General features: G+C 70.9%; 21 protein-coding genes and 1 pseudogene. 8 read left to right on the top strand and 14 right to left on the bottom strand.

Translation table 11 applies throughout. The features are described from left to right. Both pulA and ACFP2T_RS33280 read left to right on the top strand, forming a co-directional pair. On the top strand, positions 1 to 3603 hold a 3603-nt coding region (pulA, locus tag ACFP2T_RS33285), incomplete at its 5' end, for a pullulanase-type alpha-1,6-glucosidase (RefSeq protein ID WP_377428805.1). A gap of 46 nt (positions 3604 to 3649) precedes the next feature. Beyond that, entirely contained in the window at positions 3650 to 4216 is a 567-nt protein-coding gene (locus ACFP2T_RS33280; RefSeq protein WP_377428803.1) for an NUDIX hydrolase, read from the top strand. Positions 4217 to 4219: 3 nt separating this feature from the next. Here ACFP2T_RS33280 and ACFP2T_RS33275 read toward each other — a convergent pair. Together ACFP2T_RS33275 and ACFP2T_RS33270 are read right to left on the bottom strand one after the other, a co-directional pair. Beyond that, positions 4220 to 4390: pseudogene (locus ACFP2T_RS33275) on the bottom strand (XRE family transcriptional regulator); the annotation flags it as partial. Between the two features lie 260 nt (positions 4391 to 4650). Continuing rightward, positions 4651 to 5325 carry a hypothetical protein gene (locus ACFP2T_RS33270; RefSeq protein ID WP_377428802.1) on the bottom strand — a complete coding sequence of 225 codons (675 nt, stop codon included), beginning with the start codon at positions 5323 to 5325 and terminating at the stop codon, positions 4651 to 4653. Positions 5326 to 5548: 223 nt separating this feature from the next. Here ACFP2T_RS33270 and ACFP2T_RS33265 point away from each other — a divergent pair, with 223 nt between their 5' ends. Beyond that, entirely contained in the window at positions 5549 to 8494 is a 2946-nt protein-coding gene (locus ACFP2T_RS33265) for a glycosyl hydrolase (RefSeq protein ID WP_377428800.1), read from the top strand. A gap of 84 nt (positions 8495 to 8578) precedes the next feature. On the opposite strand, the gene ACFP2T_RS33260 is transcribed toward ACFP2T_RS33265, so the two are convergent. The 3 genes from ACFP2T_RS33260 to ACFP2T_RS33250 form a co-directional block, all read right to left on the bottom strand. Continuing rightward, positions 8579 to 9094 (bottom strand): NUDIX hydrolase, encoded by a 516-nt coding sequence (locus tag ACFP2T_RS33260; protein ID WP_377428798.1) that lies wholly within the window; start codon positions 9092 to 9094, stop codon positions 8579 to 8581. Between the two features lie 7 nt (positions 9095 to 9101). After that, positions 9102 to 10112 (bottom strand): phosphotransferase, encoded by a 1011-nt coding sequence (locus ACFP2T_RS33255; RefSeq protein WP_377428796.1) that lies wholly within the window; start codon positions 10110 to 10112, stop codon positions 9102 to 9104. 154 nt (positions 10113 to 10266) lie between these two features. Beyond that, positions 10267 to 10740, bottom strand: a complete 474-nt coding sequence (locus ACFP2T_RS33250; RefSeq protein ID WP_377428794.1) for a hypothetical protein — start codon at positions 10738 to 10740, stop codon at positions 10267 to 10269. Between the two features lie 153 nt (positions 10741 to 10893). Here ACFP2T_RS33250 and ACFP2T_RS33245 point away from each other — a divergent pair, with 153 nt between their 5' ends. Together ACFP2T_RS33245 and ACFP2T_RS33240 are read left to right on the top strand one after the other, a co-directional pair. Continuing rightward, on the top strand, positions 10894 to 11400 hold the full coding sequence (locus tag ACFP2T_RS33245; RefSeq protein WP_377428792.1) for a SigE family RNA polymerase sigma factor: 507 nt from the start codon (positions 10894 to 10896) through the stop codon (positions 11398 to 11400). Between the two features lie 14 nt (positions 11401 to 11414). After that, the gene (locus ACFP2T_RS33240; protein ID WP_377428790.1) at positions 11415 to 12677 is read left to right on the top strand and encodes a hypothetical protein; all 1263 of its coding nucleotides are present in this window, start codon (positions 11415 to 11417) and stop codon (positions 12675 to 12677) included. A gap of 82 nt (positions 12678 to 12759) precedes the next feature. On the opposite strand, the gene ACFP2T_RS33235 is transcribed toward ACFP2T_RS33240, so the two are convergent. Continuing rightward, the gene (locus ACFP2T_RS33235; protein WP_377428788.1) at positions 12760 to 14394 is read right to left on the bottom strand and encodes a peptide ABC transporter substrate-binding protein; all 1635 of its coding nucleotides are present in this window, start codon (positions 14392 to 14394) and stop codon (positions 12760 to 12762) included. A 234-nt stretch (positions 14395 to 14628) separates the two neighbouring features. On the opposite strand from ACFP2T_RS33235, the gene ACFP2T_RS33230 reads away from it, so the two are divergent. Continuing rightward, positions 14629 to 15627 (top strand): ArsR/SmtB family transcription factor, encoded by a 999-nt coding sequence (locus ACFP2T_RS33230; protein ID WP_377428786.1) that lies wholly within the window; start codon positions 14629 to 14631, stop codon positions 15625 to 15627. A gap of 23 nt (positions 15628 to 15650) precedes the next feature. On the opposite strand, the gene ACFP2T_RS33225 is transcribed toward ACFP2T_RS33230, so the two are convergent. The 4 genes from ACFP2T_RS33225 to ACFP2T_RS33210 form a co-directional block, all read right to left on the bottom strand. Further along, on the bottom strand, positions 15651 to 16178 hold the full coding sequence (locus ACFP2T_RS33225) for a hypothetical protein (RefSeq protein ID WP_377428784.1): 528 nt from the start codon (positions 16176 to 16178) through the stop codon (positions 15651 to 15653). Positions 16179 to 16243: 65 nt separating this feature from the next. After that, the gene (locus tag ACFP2T_RS33220; RefSeq protein WP_377428783.1) at positions 16244 to 16726 is read right to left on the bottom strand and encodes a hypothetical protein; all 483 of its coding nucleotides are present in this window, start codon (positions 16724 to 16726) and stop codon (positions 16244 to 16246) included. A 20-nt stretch (positions 16727 to 16746) separates the two neighbouring features. Next, on the bottom strand, positions 16747 to 18480 hold the full coding sequence (locus tag ACFP2T_RS33215) for a RyR domain-containing protein (protein ID WP_377428781.1): 1734 nt from the start codon (positions 18478 to 18480) through the stop codon (positions 16747 to 16749). A 134-nt stretch (positions 18481 to 18614) separates the two neighbouring features. Further along, positions 18615 to 20144, bottom strand: coding sequence for an aminopeptidase P family protein (locus ACFP2T_RS33210; protein ID WP_377428779.1), 1530 nt, complete (start codon positions 20142 to 20144; stop codon positions 18615 to 18617). A gap of 193 nt (positions 20145 to 20337) precedes the next feature. On the opposite strand from ACFP2T_RS33210, the gene asnB reads away from it, so the two are divergent. Next, on the top strand, positions 20338 to 22296 hold the full coding sequence (gene asnB / locus ACFP2T_RS33205; protein WP_377428970.1) for an asparagine synthase (glutamine-hydrolyzing): 1959 nt from the start codon (positions 20338 to 20340) through the stop codon (positions 22294 to 22296). Between the two features lie 152 nt (positions 22297 to 22448). On the opposite strand, the gene ACFP2T_RS33200 is transcribed toward asnB, so the two are convergent. Together ACFP2T_RS33200 and ACFP2T_RS33195 are read right to left on the bottom strand one after the other, a co-directional pair. After that, entirely contained in the window at positions 22449 to 23534 is a 1086-nt protein-coding gene (locus ACFP2T_RS33200; protein WP_377428777.1) for a lytic polysaccharide monooxygenase auxiliary activity family 9 protein, read from the bottom strand. 364 nt (positions 23535 to 23898) lie between these two features. Beyond that, complete coding sequence (locus tag ACFP2T_RS33195; RefSeq protein WP_377428775.1) at positions 23899 to 24273, bottom strand: nuclear transport factor 2 family protein; 375 nt, start codon at positions 24271 to 24273, stop codon at positions 23899 to 23901. A gap of 218 nt (positions 24274 to 24491) precedes the next feature. On the opposite strand from ACFP2T_RS33195, the gene ACFP2T_RS33190 reads away from it, so the two are divergent. Next, entirely contained in the window at positions 24492 to 25430 is a 939-nt protein-coding gene (locus ACFP2T_RS33190; RefSeq protein ID WP_377428773.1) for a PfkB family carbohydrate kinase, read from the top strand. Positions 25431 to 25570: 140 nt separating this feature from the next. On the opposite strand, the gene ACFP2T_RS33185 is transcribed toward ACFP2T_RS33190, so the two are convergent. Together ACFP2T_RS33185 and ACFP2T_RS33180 are read right to left on the bottom strand one after the other, a co-directional pair. After that, positions 25571 to 26401, bottom strand: a complete 831-nt coding sequence (locus ACFP2T_RS33185; RefSeq protein WP_377428771.1) for an MBL fold metallo-hydrolase — start codon at positions 26399 to 26401, stop codon at positions 25571 to 25573. Beyond that, positions 26398 to 26766 (bottom strand): thioesterase family protein, encoded by a 369-nt coding sequence (locus tag ACFP2T_RS33180; RefSeq protein ID WP_377428968.1) that lies wholly within the window; start codon positions 26764 to 26766, stop codon positions 26398 to 26400. The genes ACFP2T_RS33185 and ACFP2T_RS33180 overlap by 4 nt, the downstream gene beginning before the upstream one ends. Positions 26767 to 26814: the final 48 nt, after the last annotated feature.

Genomic DNA, 26814 nt, shown 5'->3' with positions numbered 1-26814 from the left:
GCCGCGCCGACGGTCCGGATCACCGAGCCGGCGCCGGACGCCGCCGTGCCCACCCGGGTCGGCGTGGTCGCCCAGGTCAGCGGGGACCCGCTGGCCACCGTGACGGTGGCGACCCGGGTCGACGGCGGAGACTGGACGCTGCTCGGCCAGGCCCGTAACCAGGGATCGCCGGTGCCGTACCGGGTCTACCACGACCTGGCCGGGTTGCCGGCCGGTGCCCGGATCGAGTACAAGGCGGTGGTGCGGGACTCCGCTGGCCGTACCGCCACCACCAGGTCGACGGCGACCGTGGGCACCCCGCCCTGGGCCGCCGGCCGGGACTGGCTGGTGGTGCACTACCAGCGGCCGGCCGGCGGTTACCCCGACTGGCAGTTGTACCCCTGGGGTGACATCGATCCGGCGTACCAGACCCCGTGGCCGACCGGGCAGCCGTTCGCCGGGGAGGACGCGTACGGCCGGTTCGCCTGGGTGAAACTGAAGCCGGGCGCCGGCACCGTCGGCTTCCTGGTGGTGGACGCCGCCGGCAACAAGGACGTGGCCGTCGACCGGACCGTCGACGTGAGCCGTACCGGAGAGGTCTGGCTCAAGCAGGGCGACCCGACGGTCTATTCGACCCGGGAGGCGGCCACCGGCGAACCCGACCCACCGGCCGACGAGGGTACGGCGGTGCTGCACTACCGCCGGGCCGACGGCAACTACGCCGGCTGGGGGCTGCACGTCTGGGACGGCGCCGCCGAGCCGACCGACTGGGCCGACCCGTTGCCGCCGGCCGGCCGGGACGAGTTCGGGGTCACCTTCCGGGTGCCGCTCGCCGACGGGGCGACCGGGCTGAGCTACATCATCCACTCCGGCGACAGCAAAGATCTCCCCGACGACCAGCGGCTCGACTTCGCCACCGCCGGACGGGAGGCCTGGCTGCTCGCCGCGACGCCGGGTCGGCTGCTGCCGGTGGCCGACAGCGCCGCCAGCGCCGACCTGGACATCACGAAGCAGCGGGCGCACTGGATCGACCGGTCCACCGTCGCCTGGCCACCGGGGCAGCCGACCGACGGCCGGCGCTACGCCCTGGTCACCGCCCCGGCCGGCGGACTGGCGGTGGTCGACGGCGAGCTGACCGGGACGTACACCGAACTGCCGTTGCGGGCGAAGCGAAACGGGCTCACCGAGGCCCAGCGCGCGCAGTTCCCGCACCTGTGGCAGTACCACGCGCTCGGCCTGGACCCGCGCGACCAGGCGAAAGTGGCGGCGGCGCTGCGTGGGCAGCTCGTGGTGACCGAACGGGACCAGACCGGAGCGCTGCTCGGCGCGACCGGAGTGCAGCTACCCGGCGTGCTCGACGACGTCTACGCGTCCGCCACCGCCGCCCGGCTCGGCCCGACCTTCGACGGGGGGCGGCCGACGCTGTCGGTCTGGGCACCGACGGCCCGGAGCGTCGCGCTGGAGCTGTTCGACGCGCCGACGGCGGCGCCGAAGCAGGCAGCGATGCGCCGTGACGACCGGACCGGGGTCTGGTCGGTACGCGGCGAGCGGAACTGGCTCGGCCGGTACTACCGGTACCGGGTCGACGCCTGGCAGCCGGCGGCACAACGGATGGTCGCCGCCTCGGTCACCGATCCGTACTCGGTGGCACTGGCGGTGAACTCCACACACAGCCGACTCGTCGACCTGACCGACCCGGCGTCCGCCCCGGCCGGCTGGGCGAAACTGGGCAAGCCGGCGGCGGTACCGTCGACGCGTACCCAGATCCAGGAGGTCTCGGTCCGGGACTTCTCCATCGTGGACTCCTCGGTGCCGGCGGCCCGGCAGGGGACGTACCTCGCCTTCACCGACCCGGCCTCGACAGGGATGCGGCACCTGCGGTCGCTCGGCACGGCCGGGGTCACCCACCTGCACCTGTTGCCGGCGTTCGACTTCGCCACCATCCCGGAACGCCGGGCCGACCAGGCCGTGCCGGCCTGCAACCTGGCGGCGCTGCCGCCGGACTCGGAGCGACAGCAGGAGTGCGTCGGCGCGGTCCGGGAGACGGACGGCTACAACTGGGGGTACGACCCGCTGCACTACACCGTGCCGGAGGGCGGGTACGCGGTCGACCCCGACCGGCGGACCGTCGAGTTCCGGCAGATGGTGGCCGGGATCAACGCGGCCGGGCTGCGGGTGGTGCTGGACGTCGTCTACAACCACACCTCGGCGGCCGGAACCGACCCGAAGTCGGTGCTCGACCAGATCGTGCCCGGCTACTACCACCGGCTGCTCGACGACGGCACCGTGGCCAACTCCACCTGCTGCGCCAACACCGCCCCGGAACACGCCATGATGGGCAAGCTGGTGGTCGACTCCATCGTCACCTGGGCCAGGGCGTACAAGGTGGACGGGTTCCGGTTCGACCTGATGGGGCATCATCCGAAGGCCAACATCCTGGCGGTCCGGGCCGCGCTGGACCGGCTGACGCCGGCCCGGGACGGTGTCGACGGACGCGCGATCCTGCTCTACGGCGAGGGCTGGGACTTCGGCGAGGTGGCCGGCGACGTCCGGTTCACCCAGGCGACCCAGGCCAACATGGCGGGGACCGGAATCGGGACGTTCAACGACCGGCTGCGGGACGCGGTACGCGGCGGCGGCCCGTTCGACGCCAACCCCCGGGTGCAGGGCTTCGGGTCCGGGCTGTTCACCGACCCGAACGGCGACCCGGTCAACGGGACGGCGGCGGAGCAGCGGGCCCGGCTGCTGCACCAGCAGGACCAGATCAAGGTGGGGCTGACCGGCAACCTGGCGGCGTACCGGTTCGTGGCGTCGTCGGGCGAGCCGGTGACCGGTGCGGACGTCGACTACAACGGCGCGCCGGCCGGCTACACCGCCGCACCGGGCGAGGCGGTCACGTACGTGGACGCGCACGACAACGAGATCCTGTACGACGCGCTGGCGTACAAGCTGCCGGCCGGTACGAGCGCCGCGGACCGGGCGCGGATGCAGGTGCTCTCGCTCGGCACGGCGGTGTTGAGCCAGGGGACCGGTTTCGTGACGGCCGGAAGCGAGCGCCTGCGCTCGAAGTCGCTGGACCGGAACTCCTACAACAGCGGGGACTGGTTCAACCAGATCCGCTGGGACTGCGCGTCCGGGAACGGGTTCGGTGCGGGTCTGCCGCCGGCCGCCGACAACCAGGACAAGTGGCCGTACGCCCGACCGCTGCTGGCGGATCCGAAACTGGTGCCGGACTGCGCCGCGATCGACCTGACCGAGGCTCGCTACCGGGAACTGCTCCGGGTCCGGGCGTCGTCGCCGGTGTTCGGGCTGGCGGATGCCGCTGCGGTGCAGCGTCGGGTGTCGTTCCCGCTGTCGGGGGTGGGGGAGACGCCGGGAGTGCTGACCATGCGGCTGGACGGGGCGGGGATCGATTCGCGCTGGCGCTCGGTGACGGTGGTCTTCAACGCGACTCCGACGGCGGCCACCCAGACGGTTGCGGCGCTGCGCGGGGCGGACGTGGCACTGCATCCGGTGCTGCGCGAGTCGGCCGACCCGGTGCTCCGGACCGCGTCCTTCGACCGATCCACCGGCACGTTCGCCGTCCCACCCCGAAGCGTCGCCGTGTACGTCGAGGCACGCTGAGTACCTGACAGGAAGCCCAGACGTGATTCCGACGGATACTGGCCAGGTGACCGACAAGCAAACCATTGAGTCGACACGCTGGACGATCCATGGCGAGCGGGAGGTGGACGGCACCCGGCGGGCGCGGTTGAGCATCGCGGACGTTGAGTTACCTGACGGCGTACGGTTCGAGCAGTACGTGATTCGCGCACCCCGGTCGGCGATGGTCGCCGTACTGGATGAGCGGGAGCGGCTGCTGTTGATGTGGCGGCACCGGTTCGTCTTCGACCGGTGGGTGTGGGAGTTGCCCGGCGGCTACGTCGAGGACGAGGAGCATCCGGCGGAGTGTGCCGTCCGTGAGGTCGAGGAGGAGACCGGCTGGCGCCCGCAGGCGGTCGAGCCATTGCTGACGTTCCAGCCATGGGTCGGAACGGCGGACGCGGAAAACCTGCTGTTTCTGTCACGTCGGGCGGACTTCACCGGCGCGCCAGTCGATACCAACGAGGCTCAGCGGGTCGAGTGGATCCCCCTCGACGAGGCGCGGGACCTCGTGTCACGGGGCGAAATCGTTGGAGCCGGTACGGTCATCGCCGTACTGGAATTGATAGCGCGGAAGGCTCAGGGCGAGCTGTAGGAGTCAGCGCCGTCTGCCCAGGCCTGCATCGACCTGAGCGGTGAACTGCCGTACGGCGGGGCGGCGGCGGTGTGCTGCCAGGAGCGCTTGGAGATCTCGCAGATACCGGATGGCTCGCGCCGAGGGGAGGTCCTTGGTCTTTGTGAGCGCCTCCGTGCCGATGGCGCACGCCCGGCGAAAACCCGGTGCACTGTGCCCGCCCGCCCACCAGACTCGCCGGCATGAGTGCCGAGATCACCCGAATCAATCCCGACCAGCTCCACCCGACTCCGGGCTATCACCACATCACCGTGGTGGAAGCCGGCCGAACAGCATTCCTGGCCGGGCACGCTGCTCGGAGTGGCACAACTCGGCTTCTCCGGTCAGCTGATCGAGGTCGACCTCACTGCCGCTCTGATTGACTGATCCCGCCCGACCGGAGTCGGGCCAGGTTCTCAGGAATCCTCGACAAGCAGGCAGGCCTCACTGCCATCGGCGGAGAGGAAGGCGAAGGCCACGGGTGCGGCGCCGAGATTGAGGTGGAACGGCGTCCAGTTCGTCGCCAGGCGCAGCAGAGTTCGCCAAGGCCCGCCCGCTGGCCAGTCGTGCTCGTCGAGCAGCAGGGCCGTCCCGCCGATCTTGTCGTGGTCGACCGCCTGGAAATAGCTGTCCCGCTGTGCGGACGGCAGTGCCAGGTATTCGTCGGACGACAGGGGATCGGGATCCTCGTCGCGGACCAGGTCGACCGTGTACTCGGCAGGTGACCCGTCCCCGTGGTAGAGCGTCGGGCCGCTGGTCAGCGGGCTGGTCGGCCCGGCGAAGGTGCCGGGCTGGACGATCACGGCGTTCTCGCCGCCGTCGGGGAGGACGACGTCCGGGTCGAACTCCTCGGCATCGCGCCCGTGGTCGCCATGGGTGACGAAGACGTAGGCGAGCCGTCCCGGGCCGTCGCGGACGAGTTCGGGTTCCAGCGCGATCTGGCACAGGAAGCGCATCGGCGTGCCCCAGGCCGCGCTGAGCGGCCATTGCGGCTGCCCGAGCCAGGTGGGCTGACCGCCGAACTTGGTGATCGGCTCGGTCACGGGCGACTCGGCGCGGTGGTAACCCACGATCCGCCACACGGCAACCATGGCGCCGACCGTAGCAGGGGCCCCGCACGCCGCCGGCTTCCGAGCGGCCGACCCCCTGAGAGGGCGCCGGGCTGGCGGGATTACCGAAATCTGGGGCGATTGTCCCGATCTGAAAAACGAGCGTCGATATTGACAGCGCTCCCTGGATTTGGTGGCCTTGCCGCAACTTGTCGGTAACACCCGGGTAATCCACCCGGTCGTGCCATCCCCGCCCGGAGGCATCATGAACCGTCCCCACCGGCCAGGCCACCGCCTGGTCGCGCTCGCCGCCGCGGCCGCCGCCATCATCGCGGTCACGATCGCCGCTCCGACCGGCGCGGGCGCCGACCCGCTCGGCGCCGGCAGCTACACCACCGTCCGCCCGGCCGGCGCCGCCGGCCCGTCCGGCTGCGCCGACATCGGCACCAACCCCCGGCGGTACGTCACCGCCAACGCACCGGCCGGAGCCGTCCCGACCAACGACTGGTGGTCGTCGCTGCTGTTCAAGCGCACCGAGTGCGCCTACTCGCCGCCGCTGCACGCGCACCCGATGGCCTTCCAACCGGCGTCGGGCGGGCTCGGCGTCGGGTACACCACCACCCCCACCGTCTCCGGGACCCCGACCACGGTCGGCGAATACCACTTCCCGTACAGCACCGAGTTCACCCTCGGGGTGACCGGGCTCAACTCGCCCGACGTCAAGGTGGACGGCTGGACCGACTGGACCGTCTCGCCGTACTGGTCGGATGGTGCCCGGACGCTGCGGGCCACCATCGGGCACGGCCTGCCGTTCGTCTACGCCCAGGTCACCGGGGGCAACGCCCAGCTCGGCTTCGGTGCGACGCCCACGGTCTGGAGCAACAGCGGCGCCCGGATCGGATTCACGGTACGCGGCCACGACTACGTCGCGTACGCCCCGACGGGCGCGACCTGGACGGTCGCCGGTAACACCGTCACCTCCACGCTGGCCGGTCGAGGCTACTTCTCCGTGGCCCTGCTGCCCACCACCGGCAGCACCCCGGCCGCCGACCGGGCAGCCCTAGCCGACAGCTACGGCCGGTACGCCCACGCGCACGTCACCGGCACCCGGGTCGACTGGCGCTTCGACCAGGCGACCAGCACGGTGCACGCGACCTACGGGTTCACCACCACCGCTCGGGAGGGCACCGAACGCAACACCGTCGTCTCGCTCTACCCGCACCAGTGGAAGAACCTCTCCGGCGGTACCCCGATCCCGCAGACGTACGTCTCGCCGCGCGGCCCGCTGCGTACCCTGGTCGGGGTCGGCTCGTTCGGCACCGCGATCCGCTATCACGGGGTGCTGCCCGAGGTGCCCGCCGTGGCCACCTCCAGCGGCGCGGATCTGGCCACCCTCGGCGGCTACCTGGACCAGGTGGCCACCGGCGATCCGCTGGCCGGCTTCGGCAACGACACCTACTGGACCGGCAAGGGGCTGGGCCGGGCGGCCCGGCTAGCCGAGATCGCCGACCAGCTCGGCCGGACCGCCCAGCGGGACCTGCTGCTGAACGCGATCCGGACCCGGCTCACCGACTGGTTCACCGCCTCGTCCGGCGAGACCGGACGGCTGTTCCACTACGACCGCGCCTGGGGGACCCTGGTCGGCTACCCGGCGTCGTACGGGTCGGACCAGGAACTCAACGACCACCACTTCCACTACGGCTACTACATCGCCGCCGCCGCCACGCTGGCGAAGTTCGACCCGGCCTGGGCCGCCACCGGCCGGTACGGGAGCATGGTCAACCTGCTGATCCGGGACGCCAACGGCGTCGACCGGGCCGACCCGATGTTCCCGTTCCTGCGGGACTTCGACATCTACGCCGGACACGACTGGGCCTCCGGGCACGGCTCGTTCGGGGCCGGCAACAACCAGGAGTCCTCCTCGGAGGGGATGAACTTCGCCAGCGCGTTGGTCCAGTGGGGACTGGCCACCGGCAACGCCGCCGTCCGGGACGCCGGCCTGTTCATCTACACCACCCAGGCCCAGGCGATCCAGGAGTACTGGTTCGACTCCGCCAACCAGAACTTCCCGGCCGCGTTCGGGCACAGCACCGTCGGAATGGTCTGGGGCGACGGCGGGGCGTACGCCACCTGGTTCAGCGGCGAACCGGAGATGATCCAGGGCATCAACATGCTGCCGATCACCGGCGGCTCGCTCTACCTCGGCTACCGGCCGGACTACGTGACGACGAACTGGAACGAACTCGTCACCAACAACGGCGGACCGCCGACGGTATGGCAGGACGTGCTCTGGTCGTTCCAGGCGCTGGCCAACCCCGACTCCGCGCTGGCCAGCTTCCGGGCCAATCCGGGGTACCCGCAGGAGGAGGGTGAGAGTCGGGCCCACACCTTCCACTGGCTCCGCAACCTCGCGGCGCTGGGCCAGGTCGACACCACGGTCACCGCCAACACCCCGCTCTACGCCGTCTTCACCCGGGGCGGAGCGCGCACCTACGTGGCGTCGAACATCACCGGCAGCCCGGTCACGGTCACCTTCTCCGACGGCCGGACCCTGACCGTGCCGGCGGGTCGTACCGCCACCACCGGGGCGTACACCTGGAGCGGTGGAAGCGCCGGCGGCGGAACCTCGAACCCGACACCCACACCGAGCGTCACGCCGACTCCCACGCCCACGGCGACTCCGACGCCGACGCCGACCGGCCCGCCGACCACCAGCAACCGGCTCTACGTCCGCTCCGGCGGTGCCCTGGCCGGCACGGCGGGCGGCGGGGCGGGCACGGTCACCGTCGCCGCCGCGAACGGCAACCACGACGGCACCCCGAACAACCCGGTCACCCACCGGGTCTGCGGGCTGACCGGGACGTACACCGGCGGCGGGGCGACCAACTTCGCCCTGCACGTCGACGCCGGTACCGCCGTCGGGGCCGGGGTACAGGCCCGGATCTCGTACGACTTCACCGGCTCGGGCAGCTACGGCCGGACGGAGACGTACGCCTACTTCGCCACCGACCCGGTGCCCGGTACGGAGGTCTACACCCAGGCCGCCGGAGTACGTGCCGCGTCGGGCGGCTTCGCCGCGATGACCGGCGGCTGCGTACGCCTGGAGGTCTGGAACGCGATCGGGTCGGCGCCGACGACGCTGCGGGTCGACGCGACCGCCGCCCAGGGCGCCCAGTCGACCGTCAGCATTCCGTTCACCCTCTCCGGCTGAGCCGGCAACGGCGGTACGGGCTTCTCGGTCGCCGGATGCCCGTACCGCCGCCGAGGACGACGACGAGGACGACGACGAGAAGGGTCAGTGGTGCCAGGGCAGCGTGACCGGCTGTCCCTGGTGGCCACCGGCCAGCAGGTCGGCCAGCAGTGGAGCGAGTTCGTACGGGTACACGGTCTCGTCGGTCGAGGCCAGTTCCTCGACCGGCCACCACCGGTGCCCGCTGTGGCTGCCGCGTTCGAGTGGTTCCATCGCGCTGGTGTCGACGACGTGGGTGTCGACCCGGTGACAGAAGAAGTCGTCCCGGAACAGGCCCTCGGCCCAACCGAGGTCCGCGTATCCGGTCGTCTGCGCGACGGGTTCGCCGAGCTCGTCGGGATCGACCAGCAGACCGACCTCTTCGTGGAGTTCCCGGGCCGCCGCCTGGGCAAGGGATTCGCCGTCGTCGACGCCTCCGCCGGGGACCATCCAGCAGTGGCCCGCACCGGGGTCCTCGGGATCCACAAGGCAGCGCAGCAACAGCACGCGCCCGGCGGCGTCGAGCAGCAGTACCCGGGCGGCTCGGCGCCGGTACGTCCCGTGGTCTGGTACGAGCGTCATCGGCGCCTCAGATCGTCTCGACCGGCTGGGTACTGACGTGTTCGAGTACGGAGCACAGGATCTTCCACGACTCGTCGTCGCCCGCGTCCCCGCCGTGTCGGCTCCGGAAACGGCTGACCTCGATGGCGATGTCGTTCAGGTGCCAGCGGATGCGGTACAGCTCAAGCATCGGGGCCAGCGGTGCCGTGCCGGTCGCGTCGGCGTACGCGCCGAGGACCGAATCGTCACCGGCACCCACGATCCACAGGTCACGCTCGGGCGGTGCCAGCAGGACCGTCTCCCAGTCGATCAGCAGCCAGTCGTCGCCGGCCCGGATGATGTTGCCGGGATGCGGCTCCCCATGGGTCAGGACCAGCCGGGACGGCTCGGCGCGGGCGGCGGCGACGAGTGCGTCGTAGCGGGCGAGCAGCCGCCGGACCGGCGCCGCGTACTCGACGAGCAGGTCCGCGGCGGGCCGGGCGTACGGGCCGAGGTCGTCGACATCTCCGGTGCCGTGCAGGCTCGACTCCAGCTCGTCCCGGTGCGCGATCGCGAAGTCGTCGACCAGGGCACCGCAGCGAACCGCGTCCGGAGTCCTGTGCAGGGCGATCACGAGATCGAGTACGGCGTACCGCTGCGCGGGGGTGCCGAACTCGCCCCACTCGAAGCTCTGCCCGTCGACGTACCGGTGGAGCGAGACGCCGAATCGGTTGGACAGCCGCGCCAACGGTTCGCCGTCGCGGGTCGGCACGGGGGCCACGACGTACGGGTGGCCGTGCTCCCGGAGTCGCGCGGCGGTGCCGAGGGCGGCGCGCAGCCGGCCGAATGCCGCGTCGAGCGGCTCGTCCAGCGAGTGCCGCTTGACCTCCAGCTCGTCGACGGTCACGAACCAGCGAACCTGTCCGGTGTCGAGGATCTCCCAATGGTGGCTGCCGAAGCCGACCGGCCGGTACGTCAGCGAGGCGACGTCGAGCCCCCACTCCTGCCCGAGCGCGGATCGGAGGGCATCATCGGGTAGGCCGTCCGGAGGCGTCAGCACCCGTTCACCGTACGGCCGGGCGTACCTCGGGCAACTCGATTTCGGACCCGACCGACAGGCGCGACCGATCGCCCACACTTCCGGGGTGTCCGGCTATCAACTGGGAATCGACTACGGATCGTCTGCCCACCCGGGCTACTGACGGCCCGCTCACTCATGCCTTCGCCACCACCTGGATGACGGAGGCCCCGCTAAACGCTCCACCGCTCTCGGCCGCCGACCAGGCCAGGTTGTAGAGACCGGGCCGGGCGTCGGTGCCGATCTGGATGACGCTGACCGGTCGTTCGTCGACCGCCCCGGTGGGCCGGACCGGCGCGGCCGGGTAGGTGACCTCCCCAGCGCCGTTCCGATCGGAGGTCGCGGCCTTGAGCGCTGCCGAATCCGGGTACGGTCCGGTCAGCCGGGCCGTCAGTTCGACCTGCGGCGCGATTCGCGGGCTGCCTCGTCCCGGTACGACGGTCCAGTGCAGGGTCAGGGTCTGTCCCGGCTGATAGTGGGTCTCCACGTCCAATGCCGTGCAACAGCTGTAGCCCGGCGGCGTGGCGGTTGGCGTGGCCGGGCCGGAGTAGCAGGCGGCGAGGGGCGGCAGTGCGAGGCAGGCGACGAGCGCGAGGCGGCCCGGTCTCATGAGCCGAGCTTAACCATCGGTCGGTAGGCCGCGGGCTATGCACGGATTCGCCCGTTACGCCCGGAAGACCCGCCTTCGATACCAGTCATCCGGACTGCAACGCGGCATCCTCCGTCGACCGTCATCGGGGCGAGGCACCCAGAAGGGAATGGCATGCGCACCGAAGGTGAGACCGAATACCGGGAGTACGTCACCGCACGGCTGCCGGCCCTGCACCGGACCGCATACCTGCTCTGCGGTGACGCGCACCGCGCCGACGACATCGTGCAGACAACGATCATCGCCCTGTACCGGCACTGGCGCCGGGCGAGGGCGGCCGACAACGTCGACGCGTACGTCCGGCGGATGCTGGTCCGCAAGTACCTCGACGAGCAGCGGAGCCCCTGGGCGCGGGTACGGCTGATGTTCGAGACGCCGGATCGGCCGACGGTGCCGACCGGCAGTGTCGAGGACCGCGACGTCCTCAGCACGCTGCTCGGCGAACTGCCGGCCGCCCAACGGGCCGTCCTGGTGCTCCGCTTCTACTCCGACCTGTCGGTCGAGGAGGTGGCGGCGGCGCTCAACTGCTCCACCGGCAATGTCAAGAGCCACACCTCCCGAGGGCTGGCGGCGCTCCGGCGCCATCTCGCCGTCGGACAGTCCAACGTGGCCGGCAACTGATGAAGGAGGCAAACATGTCCACGGACGAGGAACAGGGTACGGGCCAGGCTCTACGCACGCTGATGCTCCAGGCGGAGGTGCCGCCCGCGCGCTCCGATGTCGGGCTGGCAGTACGGCTGGGCCGGCGTGCCGAGCGGCGAGGCCGGATCACCGCCGCGACGGGGGCACTCGCCGTCGTCGGCGTGGTCGGACTGATCGCGACGACGGTGCTCAGGCCGGCCGATCGACTGGATCCACCGGAGCTGGCGGCAGCGGGCCCATTCGCGACATCCGTGACGGATCTGGAGCAGATCGAGGCCCGCGTTCCCGAGGCGACCTCGTCGCGATGCAGCGTCGAGCCGCTCGCCCCGCTGCCCGGCCTCGACTTTACGGAGGCGCTGGTCGCCGACAGCACGGGCCGGTACGTCGTCGGGGGGTCAGCGAGCAAAGCCGATTCGCGCTCATCGGCGACGAGGGTGTTGTGGGACAACGGCGTGCCGTCGCCCCTCGTGCGCGATGAAACCGCGCCGGGTCGTGGCCTCTCGGCATTGACAATGATGCGGGAGATCGGACCCTGGGGGCCCAGCGGTCCTATGGGCACCGTCGGCTCGACCTACCCGGACGGCCAGGCCCGGAAGCTGACGTTGCCGCCCGGCTACGACCACGCTAGCCCCAGCGCGATCAACGGTCGGGGCGACGTGGTTGGTGTCGCGGCCGGGCAGGACGGCTACAGCGTGCGCGTTCCGGTGATCTGGCCGGCCGGCGGCTATGACGCGCCGCGTGTGCTGGACGAGCCCGGGCGGTACGAGGTGGAGGGCGTGACCGCCGACGGTTCCGTGATCGGCACCCTGGTGGACACTCAGGAGATGCGGGTGTGGGCGGCGGACGGCACCACCAGCACCGTGCCGAAGCCCGAGGGCTGGAGTCGGATGTCGCTCTGGGTCGGCAGTGGCGACTGGATCTCCGGCCTGATCGTCAGGGGTCACGAAGCGTATCAATCGAGATCGAGCGCGACGCTGCGGTGGAACGTTCGTACCGGCAAGTTGTCGATCTTTACCAATCTCAACACCCAGGACGTCCCGAGGATGGCCGTCAACAGCCAGGGCTGGCTGGCGGTGGCGACCGAGGAATATGGTCCGCTGCTGGTGGCGCCGGACGGCGCGGTCGAGCGGTTGCCGTTGCCGGCCGGAGCCGAGAATGCGCACCTGGTATCGATCAGCGACAACGGCATGGTGACGGGCAACGCACAGGACGGCACGGACAACTATATCGGGGGGGTCACCTGGAAGTGCCGGTGAGATAGAACGTGGAGCCCGGTCCGTCCTCCGTCGTCGAGGATCTGACGACGGAGGGCGGACCGGGTGGTACGGCCGGACAGGATCAGCCGGTAACCTCGATCTTCAACAGGTCGACCTGACCGAACAGGTCCATCTCGACGTTGCTGACCCGGGTCGAGTGACCGAAGTTGTTCTGCCCGAAGCGGAGCGGGATCACCGGCATGTCCCGGGCGAGGATCTCCTCGGCCTGCTGGTACTTCTTGATCGCCTCGTCCTGGTTGGGTGCCGCGACACCCTCGGCGACCAGCCGGTCGAACTCGGGGTTGCTGTAGCCGTAGTAGTTCGAGGATCCGCCGGTGCCGTAGAGCGGCCCGAGGTAGTTCTGCATCGAGGGATAGTCCATCGACCAGGCCAGCCGGAACATCCCGACCGGTGTCTTCTCCTCGACCTTGGTCAGCAGGTCGGCGAACCTCGTCTCGGCGGTGCCGACGCACTCCACCCCGAGATTGTTGCTGAGCTGGTTGCAGGTGGCGTCGATCCAGTCCTTGTGTCCGCCGTCGCTGTTGTACGAGATCTGCAACCGGTTCGGCCCACCGGCCGCCTGGTACGCCGCCTTCGCCTTCACCGGATCGAAGACGCACGCCTCGCCGCAGGTGTCCGGCCGGGCCCCGGCCACCGCCGGTGACACGAACGCGCGGGCCGAGGTCTGCGAGTCCTTGAAGATCGTCTTGACGATCTCGTCCCGGTCGATGGCCATGGAGATCGCCTTGCGGACCTCCGGCTTCGCGAACTCCTGCTGGAAGGTCGGGAAGGCCAGGAACTGGAAGGACGACAACGGGCTCTTCTTGAACCGGTCACCGAGATCGGCCGTCGCGCTGGCCAGGTGCTCGGTCGCGATGGTCTTGGTCACGTCGTTGTTCCCGGCGATCAGATCGGCATAGTCCGCCGTCAATGCCTGGTAGATCTGGAACACCACGCCGCCGATCTTCGGCTTGGTGCCGGAATACGCGTCGTACCGCTCGACCTCGATCTTCGAGTCGTGCTGCCAGCTGCCCTTCATCTTGAACGGTCCGTTGCCGATCAGGGCGTCCTCGAAGCCGTCCTTCACCACACCGTCGGAGGCCCAGGCGGCGGCCGGCAGCGGCGAGAAGACGTGGTAGCCGAGCACCGACTCGAACTCCGCGAACGGCCCCGACAGGGTGACGGTGAACGTCAGGTCGTCGACCTTCTTCAGGCCGGTCAGCTTCTTCGCCTTGGGCTCCGGCGCCTTCTGCGGACCGTCACCGTCCGGGTCGGTCGACTGGAGGTCCTCGTACCCCTCGATCTCCGCGAAGAAGTACGCCCCGCCGTTGCCATTTGGCCCGTACGCCGCGTGGTTCCAGGCGTTGATGTAGTTGTCGGCGGTCACCGGCTCGCCATTGTGGAAGGTGTAACCACTCTTCAGCTTCACCGTCCAGAGTTTGTTGTCCGACGACTCGATCGACTCGGCGGCCACCTCGAACGGCTTCTTCTCCGCGTCGAAGTCGACCAGCGGCGTGAAGAGGGCGGCGATCACCTGGGCACCGGCGCTCTCGGTGGCGTTCGACGGGATCAGGTGCTGCGGTTCGACCAGACCGATCCGGACGATGCCGTTGCCGTCGGCGGTGTTCGGCTCTCCGCCGTCGTCGCTGCACGCCGTGACGGCGAGTACGACGGCGAGTGCCGCCGCGCTCCAGGTGACACGTCTGGGCACCGGCATTGAGCCTCCTTCGTGTTCGCGCCACGGCCCTGACCTGGGCGGCGCGAGCTAACCGGGCGTACGGGCGTTCGTCCGGCCGGACCAGCCATGACCGGCCGGCTCCTGTGCACCAGTTACGAGCCGATCCGGTCATCGCGGCAATGCTTTTGACTGGGTCCAAACCATCCGGAGGGCCGACAACTAGGCGGCGGGGCGACGGCGTCTCGTGATCAGACGAAAGCCGTGGAGGTGGTGATGATCCGGATCTGGTTGGGGGCCGAGGACATCGCCCGGACCCGGATCGCCCCCGCACCCCTGCCGCTGCACGAGGTCTTCGTCAGCCTCGCCGCCCCACGGGCCGGAACCGGACCGGACCCGGCCGGCGGGCCGGAACTCACCCGATGGCTGCGCGACCTGCGCGATCCCGGCCCGGCCCCGGATGGTCGCAGGCCGTCGTCAGACCCGGTCGGCGAACCGCCGGCCGAGCGTGGGAGCGGGCCGGGCCGTCCCCGCTCCGCCAACCTGCTCGCCCCGTTGCCCGAGGACCGCAACCTCGAAGGGGCGCTGGAATGGCTGCTCACCACCTCCGTGGGTCGGGTACGGAGTCTCGCGGCGGCCGTCCGTGCCTACTACGACCGGTGGGTGGTCGACGAGCTGTCCGCCTGGGAGTCGGTCGTCCGGCTCGACGTCAACGAACGCAGTCGGGCGCTGGCCACCGGTGGGGTGGAGGCGCTGCTCGCGCTGCTCGATCCGTGGGCGACCTGGCGCAATCCGGTGCTCAGCGTCGGGTCCACCGTGGACCTCGACCTGCGGCCGGCGGGCGCCGGACTGTTGCTCGTGCCGTCGGTTTTCGCCCGTCAACTCTGGGTGGGCAACCAACCGGAGTCGGTCGTCGTGGTCTACCCGGTCCGGCGCCCCCGACCGGCCGAACACCGGCCCGCCGAACACCGGGCCGCGGGGCACCGGCCGCTCCCGGCGTACGCCCTCGGGGTCGCCGCGGCCTCGGGCGATCCGCTCACCGCGCTGCTCGGCCGGTCCCGGGCCGCGGTGCTCCGGGCCGCGCTGGTCGGCGCGAACACCACCGACCTGGCCCGGCGGGCCGGGATCAGCATGCCGTCGGCGTCACAGCATGCCAGCGTGTTGCGCGATGCCGGGTTGTTGCGGACGACCCGGCACGGCAAGGCCGCCCATCACACGCTCACCCCGCTGGCCCGTGCCCTGCTCACCGGGAACGACGCGGTGAGCCGGCGGTGACCGGACCGCTCGTCGAATGCCGGTCAGCGCAGGTCGCGGTAGTAGTGGTTCACGACCGCCGCCTGCCACTTGCCCAGGACCTGCTCGAACCCGTTACGCCCGCCCCGCTGCGTCCCGTCGGGCATGGGCTGGAGGAACACGTCGGTCACGCCGGTGTCGAAGATGCCGCCCGAGATTCCGTCCTCGCGGAAAATGATCAGAGGAAGGCCGAGGCCGAACAGCAGACCCGCCTCCAGTTGGTTCCACGGGGTCGGGATCCCCATCGGCTTGGTGATCTTCTGCTCCTTCGGCGTACCGGGCTTGTTCACCCCGGCGGTCACCCGGATCTGCTCGAACCCCAGGATCACGCCGCCGGAGCAGTGCCGGCCGATGGCGTGGACCTCCTTGAGCGGAAAGTCGTTCGGATAGTCGGTCGCGCCCAGGGTTCTCGGCTCCAGCCCGTTGCGGCGCAGCGCCTTCTCGACGAAGGTCCGGGCGGCAAGCTGGGTGTCGGAGAGTGTGGTCGGGGTGGAGAGGAACACCGGAATCCGCATCCGCTGGGGTTCGGGCACGAATCCGATTCTAGAAGCGGACATCAATCACGGAACCGGACGTCGAGCCGGCCCGGACCGTACGGTCAGCGCCGCCGCGCCCCGGTCGGCCAGAGCACGGTGACCGGCAGGTGGCGCGAGTGCGCGGCCCGTACGACGTCCGCCGTGTCGCCGATGTCCGCCGACGGCCGGCCGTCCCAGACGGCGAACAGGCGATCGCAGCGGCGCAGCATCTCCATGCTCGCCGCCAGGTACGCCTCCCGGCCGGACTGCTGGAACGGCATGTACGACACCGAACTCGCCCGGCGTAGCAACTCGTCGAAGGTCGCCAGGTTGTGTGTCTCGACCGCCCGCCGTCGATAGTCCCGGGCGGGGATGACCACCTCGTACGTGCCACCGCAGGCGAGGACCGCCCGGGCGAAGAGTTGGTCGGCGCCGTCGGCGAGACAGGTTATCCCGAGCAGATCCGGCCCGGCGTACGGCCGTAGCTCCTCGGTCAACCGGGCGTAGACCAGCTCGGCGGTTCCGTCGGCGAGCACTACATGCCCAGTGACACCGATGCGGGCCATCGAGCACCGTCCGTTCGTTGTTACGCGTTCCCGACCCGGACGATCCTGAACCCGGCATCGGCCAGGATGACCGGCAACTCCCGGACCGCCTCGTGGTTACGCTCCCGTAGATCCTCCCGCAGATCCTCCCAGGGGCTCAACGCCGGGTGCAGGCGCCGCGCGTCGTCGCGGTCGGGCGCGTACTGCCAGCCGTTGGCCTGCTGCTCCGCCAGCCAGCGCTGGTGCTCCAGGACCGCCAGCCGTTCGATCTCCGGCTCCTCCAGGGCGTGCTCGTCGCCCGGCCCCACCCGCGGCGACAGGGCGCAGCCCAGCTCACGCAGCTTTCGCCCGATGTCCTTGGCCTGCTCCCGGTTGGCCCTGCGCAGCGGCTCCGAGAGTTCCTCCCAGGGCACCAGCGACGGGTTGGTTCCGGGCTGCTCGCCGTGCCGGCGGCGGGACACCACATAGCACTCGTGGATCACCCGGGCCAACCGCTCGACCAGGTCGTCCCCGATCAGTGCCGGGTCACACGCGGCGTGCACCACGCCGTAGAGCCGGAGCGCACCGGAGAGGTCGTCGAGGACGCCGATGCCGTGTCCGTTGCCGAACGCCTCGCGCAGGTTGGCCAGCCGGTCCAACCGGACGACCATCGAGCCGGGGCCGCCGTGCCACAGTTGCTCGGCGGTCAGCGCGGTCTTGAGCGCCTGCTCCTCGTCGTCGTAGCAGATGAAGACCCGGTCCGGAGGCAACGGGAAACCGATCCGGGGCAGCCGTTGCGGCAGATCGGTGAGCCCGCCGTCGAGCGGGATGATCCGGCAGACCCGGGCCAGGAACGGATACCGGTGGGTGAGCTGCGCCGCCACCTCGGTCGCCGACTCGTCGACCAGCGCCAGCGGGATCATGTGGGTGCCGTGCGGATCGCGTACCCGCCACCGTCGGGCCAGCTCGACCAGCACCGCCCGGCCGAACGCGGTGGCACCGAGGATCACCACCCGGGGTGGCCGCCCGGCCACGGCGATCAGCGGTTCCTCGGTGAGCAGCTTCCGGGCGGCCAGGTCGTCGACGTTGAAGAAGTCCAGCCGGGCGCCGGGCTGCCGGGCAAGGCCGAGATGCCGGGCCTGCAACGCCAGGCAGAGTTCCGGATCGCTGACCTGGGCGTAGACGGCCAGCGGGGAGCGGCCGTGCCGGGCCGCCGCCAGTCCGATCGCGGCGTTGGTGGCGCTGTCGTCGGTGCAGGCGTAGACGGCCCGGGCCCGGCTGATCCCCGCGCCGTGCAGCACGCTGGGATCCCGGGCGGCCCGGGCCACCCCGCCCGCCCCGGACGCCGTCCCCATGTCGGAGCGGACGGTCACCACCCGCCGGCCGGCGGCCCGGAGCCGGCGGGTCAGGGTGTCCGCCACCAGGCCGTCGCCGCAGACGATCACGTGCCCGCGGGCGTTCCGGTCCCGGAGCCGACGCAGTTCGGTGGCGAACAGCAGTCGGCAGGCTTCCACCACGGCGTACGCGGTGACGGCCGGCGCCGCGAACCGGGCGATGTCCAGCAGCGGGGGGAACGGTCCACCCTCGTCCAGTGGCGGTGCGCCGAGCACGAAGAGCTGTAGGTCGTAGTAGAACAGGTCGAACGGGGTGTGGCCGTACTCGCCGGAGCTGGACAGGTGCTGGTGCAGCCCGACGTAGCCGCAGACGAAGGCGACCACCCCGGCGACCGCGAAGGCCAGCCTCAGCACGCTCCTGGTCGGAGCCCGGGGCGGCTCGCCGAGGTTGCTTTCGGGCACGGACGCCTTTCCCTACCGTTCGCCGGTGATGACGCAGCGCCATCGTACCGTCGCGGACTGCTGATAGCGACCATCGGCGATGGCTGCCGGTGCGTGGGTCGACCGCACCCTCGCCGGCCGGCCTGCGGCCAGGCTCAGCCGGGCAGTCGGGGGCCGGCGGTGCGCTGGGCGTCGAGCCACGCCTCCACCTCGTCGGCCCCGCGCGGCAGTCCCGCCGACAGGTTGACCGCGCCGTCCGCGGTGACCAGTACGTCGTCCTCGATGCGTACGCCGATCCCGCGCAACTCCTCGGGGACCAGGTCGTCCTCGGGCTGGAAGTAGAGCCCGGGTTCCACGGTGAGCACGTAGCCCTCGCCGAGGGTGCCGTCCCGGTACTGCTGCTTGCGGGCGTTGGCGCAGTCGTGTACGTCGATCCCGAGCATGTGCCCGAAGCCGTGCAGCGTCCACCGGCGGTAGACCATCGACTGCTCGTCCATCGCCTCGTCCACGCTGACCGGCAGCAGCCCCAGGTCGGAGAGCCCTTCGGCGAGCACCCGCATGCAGGTGCGGTGCACGTCCTTGAACGCCACTCCGGGCCGGATGACGTCGATGCCGGCCTGCTGCGCGGCGTGGACGATGTCGTACACCTGCCGTTGCAGCGGGGTGAAGGTGCCCGAGACCGGCACCACTCGGGTGACGTCGGCGGTGTAGAGGTTGCGGCCCTCCACCCCCATGTCCATCAGCAGCAGTTCACCCGGCCGGGTGAGGCCGGTGTTGTGGATCCAGTGCAGGATCGTCGCGTGCTCTCCGGAGCCGACGATCGAGTTGTAGCCGACGCCGTTGCCGTCGTGCCGGGCACGCAGACCGAAGACGCCCTCGATCAGCCGCTCGGTCACCGGCCGGTCGGCCGGCAGCACCCGGGCAACGTCCTCGAAGCCGCGTACCGTGGCGTCGATCGCCTCCTGGAGCTGGGCGATCTCCCACTCGTCCTTGACCAGCTTCTGCTCGGAGAGCAGGGCGGCCAGTTCGCGGTCCCGGCCGAGCGGGGCGGGCTGCTCCTCCTGCCCGGCGGCCGGCGCCTCCGGCCGGCGCGGCTCGTACGGACGTACGGCGGCGTCGACCGACGGGTCCAGCCCGCGCAGCACCCGGGTCCGCCGGGGGGCGCAGTCGGCCAGCGCGTCCGCCAACTCCTCCAGCGGCGCGGTCTCGATGCCCAGTTCGGTGGACTTCTCGGCCAGGGTGTGCCGGCGGCCGACCCAGAGTTCGCCGTCGCGGCTGCGGAAGAACTCGTCGTTGTCCCGGGACGACCGGGGCCGCATGTACAGCACGGCGTCGTGACCGGAGCCGTTCGGGCGGAGCACCAGCACGCTGTCGGGAGCGTGGTCGCCGGTCAGGTAGGCGAAGTCGCTGCCGGGCCGGAACGGGAACTCGGTGTCGTTCGCCCGGACCTTCTCCCGGCCCGTGGGGATCACCAGGGTCTCACCGGCCAGCGCGGCCGACAGCGCCGCCCGGCGCTTGGCGTAGTTCGGCACCTCGGGACGCGGCCCGACCGGCAGCGTGGTGTCCCGCCATCCCTGCCGCATGAACTCGAGGAACTTCTCCGGGAAGTCCGGGTCGTGTGACTCGGTACGGGCCGAGTCCGTCTGTCCCGGCTCTGCCGTGATGTCGGTCCGCTCGTCGGACATCGCCGCTCCTCCCTCGTCCGGCTCGGCCCGATCTCCCGCGACGTCTGGTCGGATCCTCGCGAGGTCGATCCGGTTCCTCGTCCGGCTGACCTGATCCCGCTTCTGGCGTGATCCGACGGTACCGTGCCGGGCCGGGTCCGGTCTCCCGGCGGTGCCGGCACGCCGCACAGGTCCGCGTGGAAAGATGACCGCCATGTGCGGACTCCTGGCCTTTTTCAGCGCGCACGGCAACGCCGGCGCGCATCGGGACGCCCTGGCCGGCGCGTTGGAATGCCTGCACCACCGAGGACCGGACGAGACCGGTGTAGAGGTGATTTCGACGCCGGACGGGTACACCGACGCCGTCTTCGCGCACAAGCGGTTGTCGATCATCGACGTGGCGCTCAGCCACGAGCCGCTGCCGTACGCGAACGGCCGCTACCTGCTGACCTTCAACGGTGAGATCTACAACTACATCGAGCTGCGTGAGGAACTGGCCCGGGACTACGGCGCGCAGTTCTCCACCAACGGCGACGGCGAGGTGATCGTCGCCGGGTTCCACTACTGGGGTGAGCAGGTGCTCACCCGGCTGCGCGGGATGTTCGCCTTCGTCATCTGGGACCGGCAGTTGCGCCGGGCCTTCGGCGCCCGGGACAACTTCGGGATCAAGCCGCTGCACTACCTGCAGACCCGGGACGGGGTCTACCTCGCCTCGGAGAAGAAGGCGCTGCTGCCCTTCGCCCCCTCGGCGCACGCCGGTGACGCGGGCGTGGACACCGCCAGCCTGTCGCACTACCTGACCCTCCAGTACGTCCCCGAGCCCGGCACCCTGCACCAGGGGATCAGCCGGATCGGCTCGGGGGAGTACCTGACCTGGACGCCGGGCCAGCAGATCGAGGTACGCCGCTGGTACCGGCCGGTGTTCCGGCCCGCTCCGGTCCAGGAGCCGCAGAAGCTGTACGACCGGATCCGCGAGACGCTGCGGGAGAGCGTCCGGATGCACATGCGTGCCGACGTACCGGTGGGCTGCTTCCTGTCCAGCGGCATCGACTCGACCGCCGTGGTGGCGCTGGCCCGGGAGTTCAACCCGAACATCCTGACCTTCACCGTCGGCTACGACGTGGACGGCTACTCGGAGATCGAGGTGGCCCAGGACTCGGCCCGGCACCTCGGGGTCACCACCATCCCGACGAAGATCGGGCCGCAGGACATGATGGAGGCGCTGCCGAAGATCGTCTGGCATCTGGACGACCCGGTCGCCGACCCGGCCCTGGTGCCGCTCTACTTCGTCGCGAAGAAGGCCGCCGAGCACGTCACGGTGGTGCTCTCCGGCGAGGGCGCGGACGAGTTCTTCGGCGGGTACACCATCTACCGGGAGCCGCTGTCGCTCGGTGCGGTCAACGGCCTGCCCGGCGGCGTCCAGAAGGGGCTGCGCGCGGTCTCCAAGGCGATTCCGCAGGGGGTGAAGGGCAAGAGCTTCCTGGAGCGCGGCACCACCCCGATCGAGCAGCGCTACTACGGCAACGCCCGGATGTTCACCGAGGAGGAGAAGCAGCACCTGCTGCGCCGGTACGACCCCTCGGTGCGGTACACCGACGTCACCGCCCCGATCTACGCCGAGTCCACCGAGCTGGACGACGTGACCAAGATGCAGTACATCGACCTCTACACCTGGTTGCGCGGCGACATCCTGGTCAAGGCGGACCGGATCTCGATGGCGCACTCGCTGGAGGTGCGGGTGCCGTTCCTCGACCGCGAGGTCTTCGACGTCGCCGCCGGCATCCCGGTCGACCTGAAGCTCCCGCCGCGCTCCGACGCCACCAAGTACGCGATGCGGCAGGCCCTGCAGGGCGTCGTCCCGCCGGCCATCGTCAACCGGCGCAAGCTGGGCTTTCCGACCCCGACCCGGGTCTGGCTGGCCGGCGAGATGTACGACTGGGCCCGGCACATCTTCTCGATCTCCGGCGCCGGTGACCTGCTCGACCTGTCGTACGCGATGCGGCTGCTGGAGGAGCACCGGCGGGGCGAGGCCGACCACTCCCGCAAGATCTGGACGGTCCTCATCTTCTGCGTCTGGCACGCGATCTTCGTGGCCCGCACCCTCGACCCGGGCATCCAGCGCAACCAGTCGGCCCTGCTCACCAAGCCGGTAGTCGGCAGCATGGTCCGCTGACCCGAGTGTAAGGAAGGGCCCCTTCTTATCGCTTTTCGTAGAAGAAGGGCCCCTTCTTAACACCTCTGCACCCGCACCCGCACACACGCGTACGCGTACGCGAACGGGCCCGGCACCATCGGCGCCGGGCCCGTTGCGGTGTGCGGTGGTGGTTACGGACTGCTGCAGGTCAGCGTCGGTACGGCGTTGGCGCTGCCGCTGACGCTGCCGGTGAAGCCGAACGTGCCGGTCGCACCGGGTGCGAGATTGCCGTTGTGGCCGACATTGCGCACCGTCACGGAGCTTCCGCTCTGGGTGTGCGTACCGTTCCACAGGCTGCCGACGGTCTGGCCGTTCGCGAAGGTCCACTGGACGGTCCAGCCGCTCAGTGCCGAGGTTCCGGTGTTGCTGACCGTCACGTCCGCCTGGAAGCCACCCGACCAGTTACCGGTGAGCCGGTACGCGGCCGAGCAGCCGGCCGTGCCACCCGGCGGGGTGGTCGGCGGGTTGTTCGGGGGCGTGGTGGTGGGCGGGTTGGTGGGGTTCGTGCTGCCCGACCCGACCCCGGTCACCTCGCCGTTTCCGCCGTCGAAGACCACGTCCGAGCAGCCGAAGAAGTTCTCCTGGCTGTCCGAGCGGACCCAGCGGGAGTAGATGATGTGCCGGCCGCTCTTACCGGTCGGCAACCGCCCGCTGAAGTAGTAGTGGCCCTCGTTGCTGCCGACCGCACCCTGCTGCGGCGGGTTGGTCACCGTCAGGAACGGCGTGCTCTCCAGGCTGCTCCAGTTCAGCGCGCTGGTCGGGCTGAAACCGTCCCGGGTCACGTAGAAGTAGAACGTGCCGGGGTGGTGGGCCCAGTTGCTGTACTTGAAGTTGAAGTTTCCGCCGGCGGTGAGGTGGGTCAGCGGCCAGTCGTTGCGGGCCAGGTTGAATCCGCTGAAGGTGCTGTTGCCACCGCTGCAGAGCTGCCCGTCCGGGACGAAGCCGGTGGTCCGGCCGCCCGCGTCCGAGCGGAGCACGCTGAACCAGTTGTAGAGCGTGTTGGCTCCGCTCTGCGCGACTGCCGCCGCGCAGGCCGGGTTGTTGGGGCGGATGTCGCCCTGCGGGCTGAGCCCGTCCTTCCAGCACAGGAAGGTACGGCTGCCCGGCGCCATGGCGGCACCGTGGGCGACGGCCGGAGTGGGATTCACCACCGTGATCACACCGGCGGTAAGCGCGGCCACGGCGCCAAGCACCGCGATCCTGCGAAGACGTTTCACCGAGTTCTCCTTCTGGGGGGCACTGCCGCAGCGGGAAATTGACGCTGCGGGCAACCTGCGGGGGACCCGCGTCACGCGGGCGCCCGCTTCCGACACTGCTTGCGGTATCGCCGGTCTGCCCCGGAAGGTGGTGGGCTGGTATCTGCCGAACGGCAGGCGGCGACACGGCGCACAGTCCGATCACGGATGTGTGCTCCTCGGCGTGGCCCCTGCCGGCACCCGGCACAGCGCGTCAGCCCCCGCACTGGCTCGGTAGGGGCAATCGCATCACGGATCCGAGCCCGATGCAATAGGCAAGTCTCGATGAGATATTTTCGGCCGATCGACGGTGGTCGACCGGCCGGAAAGCTGACCAGGGGTCGGATCAGTAGTTCTCGGCCAGGTGCTCCCGACCGGCCGGCGGATCGTACGGCTCCGGCCAGAACTCGGTGATCCGGACGATCAGCCCCGCGTCGTCGAACTCGAAGAAGGAGAGCGCGGGTAGATCCTCCCCGTCGAGGGCGACCCGGACCCACGACGCCGCGTGCGAGCCCTCGCCCACCACCCGTTCGACCGTCACGTGCCAGTCGCCCGGATACTCGACGTTGAAGCGTACGAACGCGTCGCGCCCGTTGATCCGCTGACGGGGTTGCGGCAGGTCGTAGACCACGTCCTCGGCGAGCAGCGCGGCGAAGCCCGCCCAGTCACGCGCGTCGCAGATGGTCCAGTATTTCGAGACAGTCTCGTGTGCCGTCGTCATGGCACCGGAGTGTGCCCGGCGGGTGTGACATCAGCTCGACTGTGCCGTCGGCGCGGGCGCGAGTGCGGGTGCGACTGTGGCGTCGGGCGGGTGCGACTGTGGCGTCGGTGCGGGTGGGGCGTCGCCGGGTGCGGCGTCGGGGCGGGTGTGTCAGGGGTGGCTTCGGGGCAGGTGTGTCACGGTCGGCATGGTGCTCGGTGGTGGATCGGGGAGGCGCGATGGGTTACGCGGTGGTGCTCGGCGAGGCACTGGTCGACCTGTTGGACGGGGAGCACGACGGGCAACCGGTGTACCGGCAGGCGATCGGCGGAGCGCCGCTCAACGTCGCCATCGGGGCGGCCCGGCTCGGTGCCGAGGTGGAGTTCGTCGGATCGCTCGGTGACGACGTACTCGCCGGACGGATCCGGGACTTCCTCGACGCCGTCGGGGTCGGCCGGCGGGGCGTCGTGGTGCGACCCGCTCCGACCACGCTCGGGGTGGCCACCTTCGCCGGGGCCGAGCCGGACTTCCGGTTCTACGGCGAACCGCTCTCCTACGGGCTGCTCGGGCCGGAGGATCTCGACGTACCGCTGATCGAGGGCGCGGCGGTGCTCTACGCCGGTTCGATCGTGCTGCTCTGCCCGCCGGTGCTCGCCGCCGCCCGGCGGGCCTGGGCGCTCGCCACCGGCCTACGGGTCTTCGATCCGAACGTCCGGCCCCGGCTGCTGCCGGATCAGGCTTCGGTTGCCGACCTCCGGGAGGTGGTGGCCGGCTTCGTCGCCTCCGCCGACCTGGTGAAGCTGAGCGCCGCCGACGCCGAGGTGCTGTACGGGGACGCCTCGGCCGAGGCCGTGGCGCTGCGGTTGCACGCTCTCGGGGCCGGCGCCGTCGTGGTCACCGCCGGGGCGCGCGGCGCACTGGTTTCGACGGGCGCGAGCGGATCGCCGGTGTGGCTGCCCGCTCCCGTGGTCCAGGCGGTCGACGCGACCGGAGCCGGCGATTCGGTGATGGCGGCCCTGATTGCCGAGCTGATCGCCGACGGGGCGCCGACGGAGCCGACCGGCTGGCTGGAGCGGGTCGGCTACGCGCTCCGGGTCGCCGGGCTGGTCTGCGAGTCGCCCGGCGGGGCGGTCGCGATGCCGACCCGGGCAGAGGTGGCCCGCCGCTTCCCGACCTGACCCCGGCCGCGTCGGCCGTCCGTCGCGTCCCCGGCGGCGACGGGAGTCGCTCAGGCGTCCCCGGCGGGCGAAGGCGGGCACCGATGCCGCCCCGGCGGGCGAAGGGCGGGCATGCCGCCCCGGCGGGCGACGGGGGTCGCTCAGGCGTCGCCGCGTAGTTCGGCGTAGCCACGCCGGACGGCGGTCAGCCCGGCTTCCGGGTCGAACGGTGTCCGCGCGGCGACCCGCTCGGCCGGTGCCCGGTCGGCGTCACCGTTGCGGATCAGCCAGCTCATCGTGGCCAGGTCGTCGTGCTGGACCTGGATGAAGTCCGGGCCGACCACCGCGCCGTGTCCGGGTACCACCACGGTGCCCGGGGTGGTGAGCCGGAGCAGTGCGGCCACCGTCTCCACCCACTCCAGCGGGTACGCGTCCTCGAACGCCGGTGGCCCGCTCTCCTCGATCAGGTCACCGGTGACCAGTACGTCGGCGTCGGGCACCTGCACCACCAGATCGCCCTCGGTGTGCCCCCGACCGAGGTGCCGGAGGACCACCGCCCGGCCACCGATATCCACCGCGGATTCCTGGCGTACGGCGTGCGTCGGCGCGAGGATCGTCGTCCGGGCGAGTTCGGCGGCGAGCCCGGGATCGGCGGGCAGCATCTCGTCGTACGCCTCCCGGCGGCACGCGGCGGCGTGCTCGCGGAGCAGTTGGGCGGTCGCCTGGTGGGCGTACACCGGTCGTTGCTGGTCGGCGGCGACGGTGGCGTTGCCGAAGCAGTGGTCGAAGTGGTGATGGGTGTTGACCACGGTCAACGGGGCCGGGGTGACCACCCGGGCCGCGGTGACCAGTTCGGCGGCCTGGGCGGCGGTGGAGAGCGTGTCCACCACCAGCGCCTCGCCGTCGCCGAGCACCAGGGTGACGTTGACGTCGAGCATCGGCTCCCGCAGCACGTACACCCGGTCGGCGATCTCGGTGAAGGCGATGGTCATGAGTTGCCGAGCGCCCGGTCCACGAAGCGCTGCCGGTCGACCATGACCCGCTCGACCCTGCCGTCCGCGACGGTCGTCGTCCCCTCGGTGGCGGTCACCTCGAACAGCAGCCGTCGCCCGTCGACCTTTGCCAGCCGGGCCTGCGCCACGACCGTGCGGCCGACCGGGGTCGGTACCCGGTGGTCCAGTTCGACCCGCAGGCCCACGGTGGTCATACCGGGCGGCAACCGGCGGGCCGTCGCGGCCACCGTGGCCGCCTCGGCCAGCGCCAGCACCTGGGGCGTGCCGAGCACGGGTACGTCCCCGGAGCCGACCGCCTGCGCGGTGTCGATGTCGGTGACGGTCAGTTCGACCCGGGCGGTCAGCCCCGGCGGAAAGACAGCCTCGGGCTCGGGCGCATGCTCGCGGTCCTG

Origin of the sequence: Plantactinospora solaniradicis (assembly GCF_042658085.1) — a bacterium.
GTDB lineage: Bacteria > Actinomycetota > Actinomycetes > Mycobacteriales > Micromonosporaceae > Plantactinospora > Plantactinospora solaniradicis.
Note: the sequence above shows the minus strand (reverse complement) of the source record. Positions and strands in the feature narration are given on the sequence as shown.

What these genes read in the sequence shown, in the direction of transcription:
- ACFP2T_RS33270 (WP_377428802.1), bottom strand. Translation starts at nt 5,325, where the DNA reads ATGGTTGCCGTGTGGCGGATCGTGGGTTACCACCGCGCCGAGTCGCCC.
- ACFP2T_RS33265 (WP_377428800.1), top strand. Translation starts at nt 5,549, where the DNA reads ATGAACCGTCCCCACCGGCCAGGCCACCGCCTGGTCGCGCTCGCCGCC.
- ACFP2T_RS33260 (WP_377428798.1), bottom strand. Translation starts at nt 9,094, where the DNA reads ATGACGCTCGTACCAGACCACGGGACGTACCGGCGCCGAGCCGCCCGG.
- ACFP2T_RS33250 (WP_377428794.1), bottom strand. Translation starts at nt 10,740, where the DNA reads ATGAGACCGGGCCGCCTCGCGCTCGTCGCCTGCCTCGCACTGCCGCCC.
- ACFP2T_RS33245 (WP_377428792.1), top strand. Translation starts at nt 10,894, where the DNA reads ATGCGCACCGAAGGTGAGACCGAATACCGGGAGTACGTCACCGCACGG.
- ACFP2T_RS33240 (WP_377428790.1), top strand. Translation starts at nt 11,415, where the DNA reads ATGTCCACGGACGAGGAACAGGGTACGGGCCAGGCTCTACGCACGCTG.
- ACFP2T_RS33235 (WP_377428788.1), bottom strand. Translation starts at nt 14,394, where the DNA reads ATGCCGGTGCCCAGACGTGTCACCTGGAGCGCGGCGGCACTCGCCGTC.
- ACFP2T_RS33230 (WP_377428786.1), top strand. Translation starts at nt 14,629, where the DNA reads ATGATCCGGATCTGGTTGGGGGCCGAGGACATCGCCCGGACCCGGATC.
- ACFP2T_RS33220 (WP_377428783.1), bottom strand. Translation starts at nt 16,726, where the DNA reads ATGGCCCGCATCGGTGTCACTGGGCATGTAGTGCTCGCCGACGGAACC.
- ACFP2T_RS33210 (WP_377428779.1), bottom strand. Translation starts at nt 20,144, where the DNA reads ATGTCCGACGAGCGGACCGACATCACGGCAGAGCCGGGACAGACGGAC.
- asnB (WP_377428970.1), top strand. Translation starts at nt 20,338, where the DNA reads ATGTGCGGACTCCTGGCCTTTTTCAGCGCGCACGGCAACGCCGGCGCG.
- ACFP2T_RS33195 (WP_377428775.1), bottom strand. Translation starts at nt 24,273, where the DNA reads ATGACGACGGCACACGAGACTGTCTCGAAATACTGGACCATCTGCGAC.
- ACFP2T_RS33190 (WP_377428773.1), top strand. Translation starts at nt 24,492, where the DNA reads ATGGGTTACGCGGTGGTGCTCGGCGAGGCACTGGTCGACCTGTTGGAC.
- ACFP2T_RS33185 (WP_377428771.1), bottom strand. Translation starts at nt 26,401, where the DNA reads ATGACCATCGCCTTCACCGAGATCGCCGACCGGGTGTACGTGCTGCGG.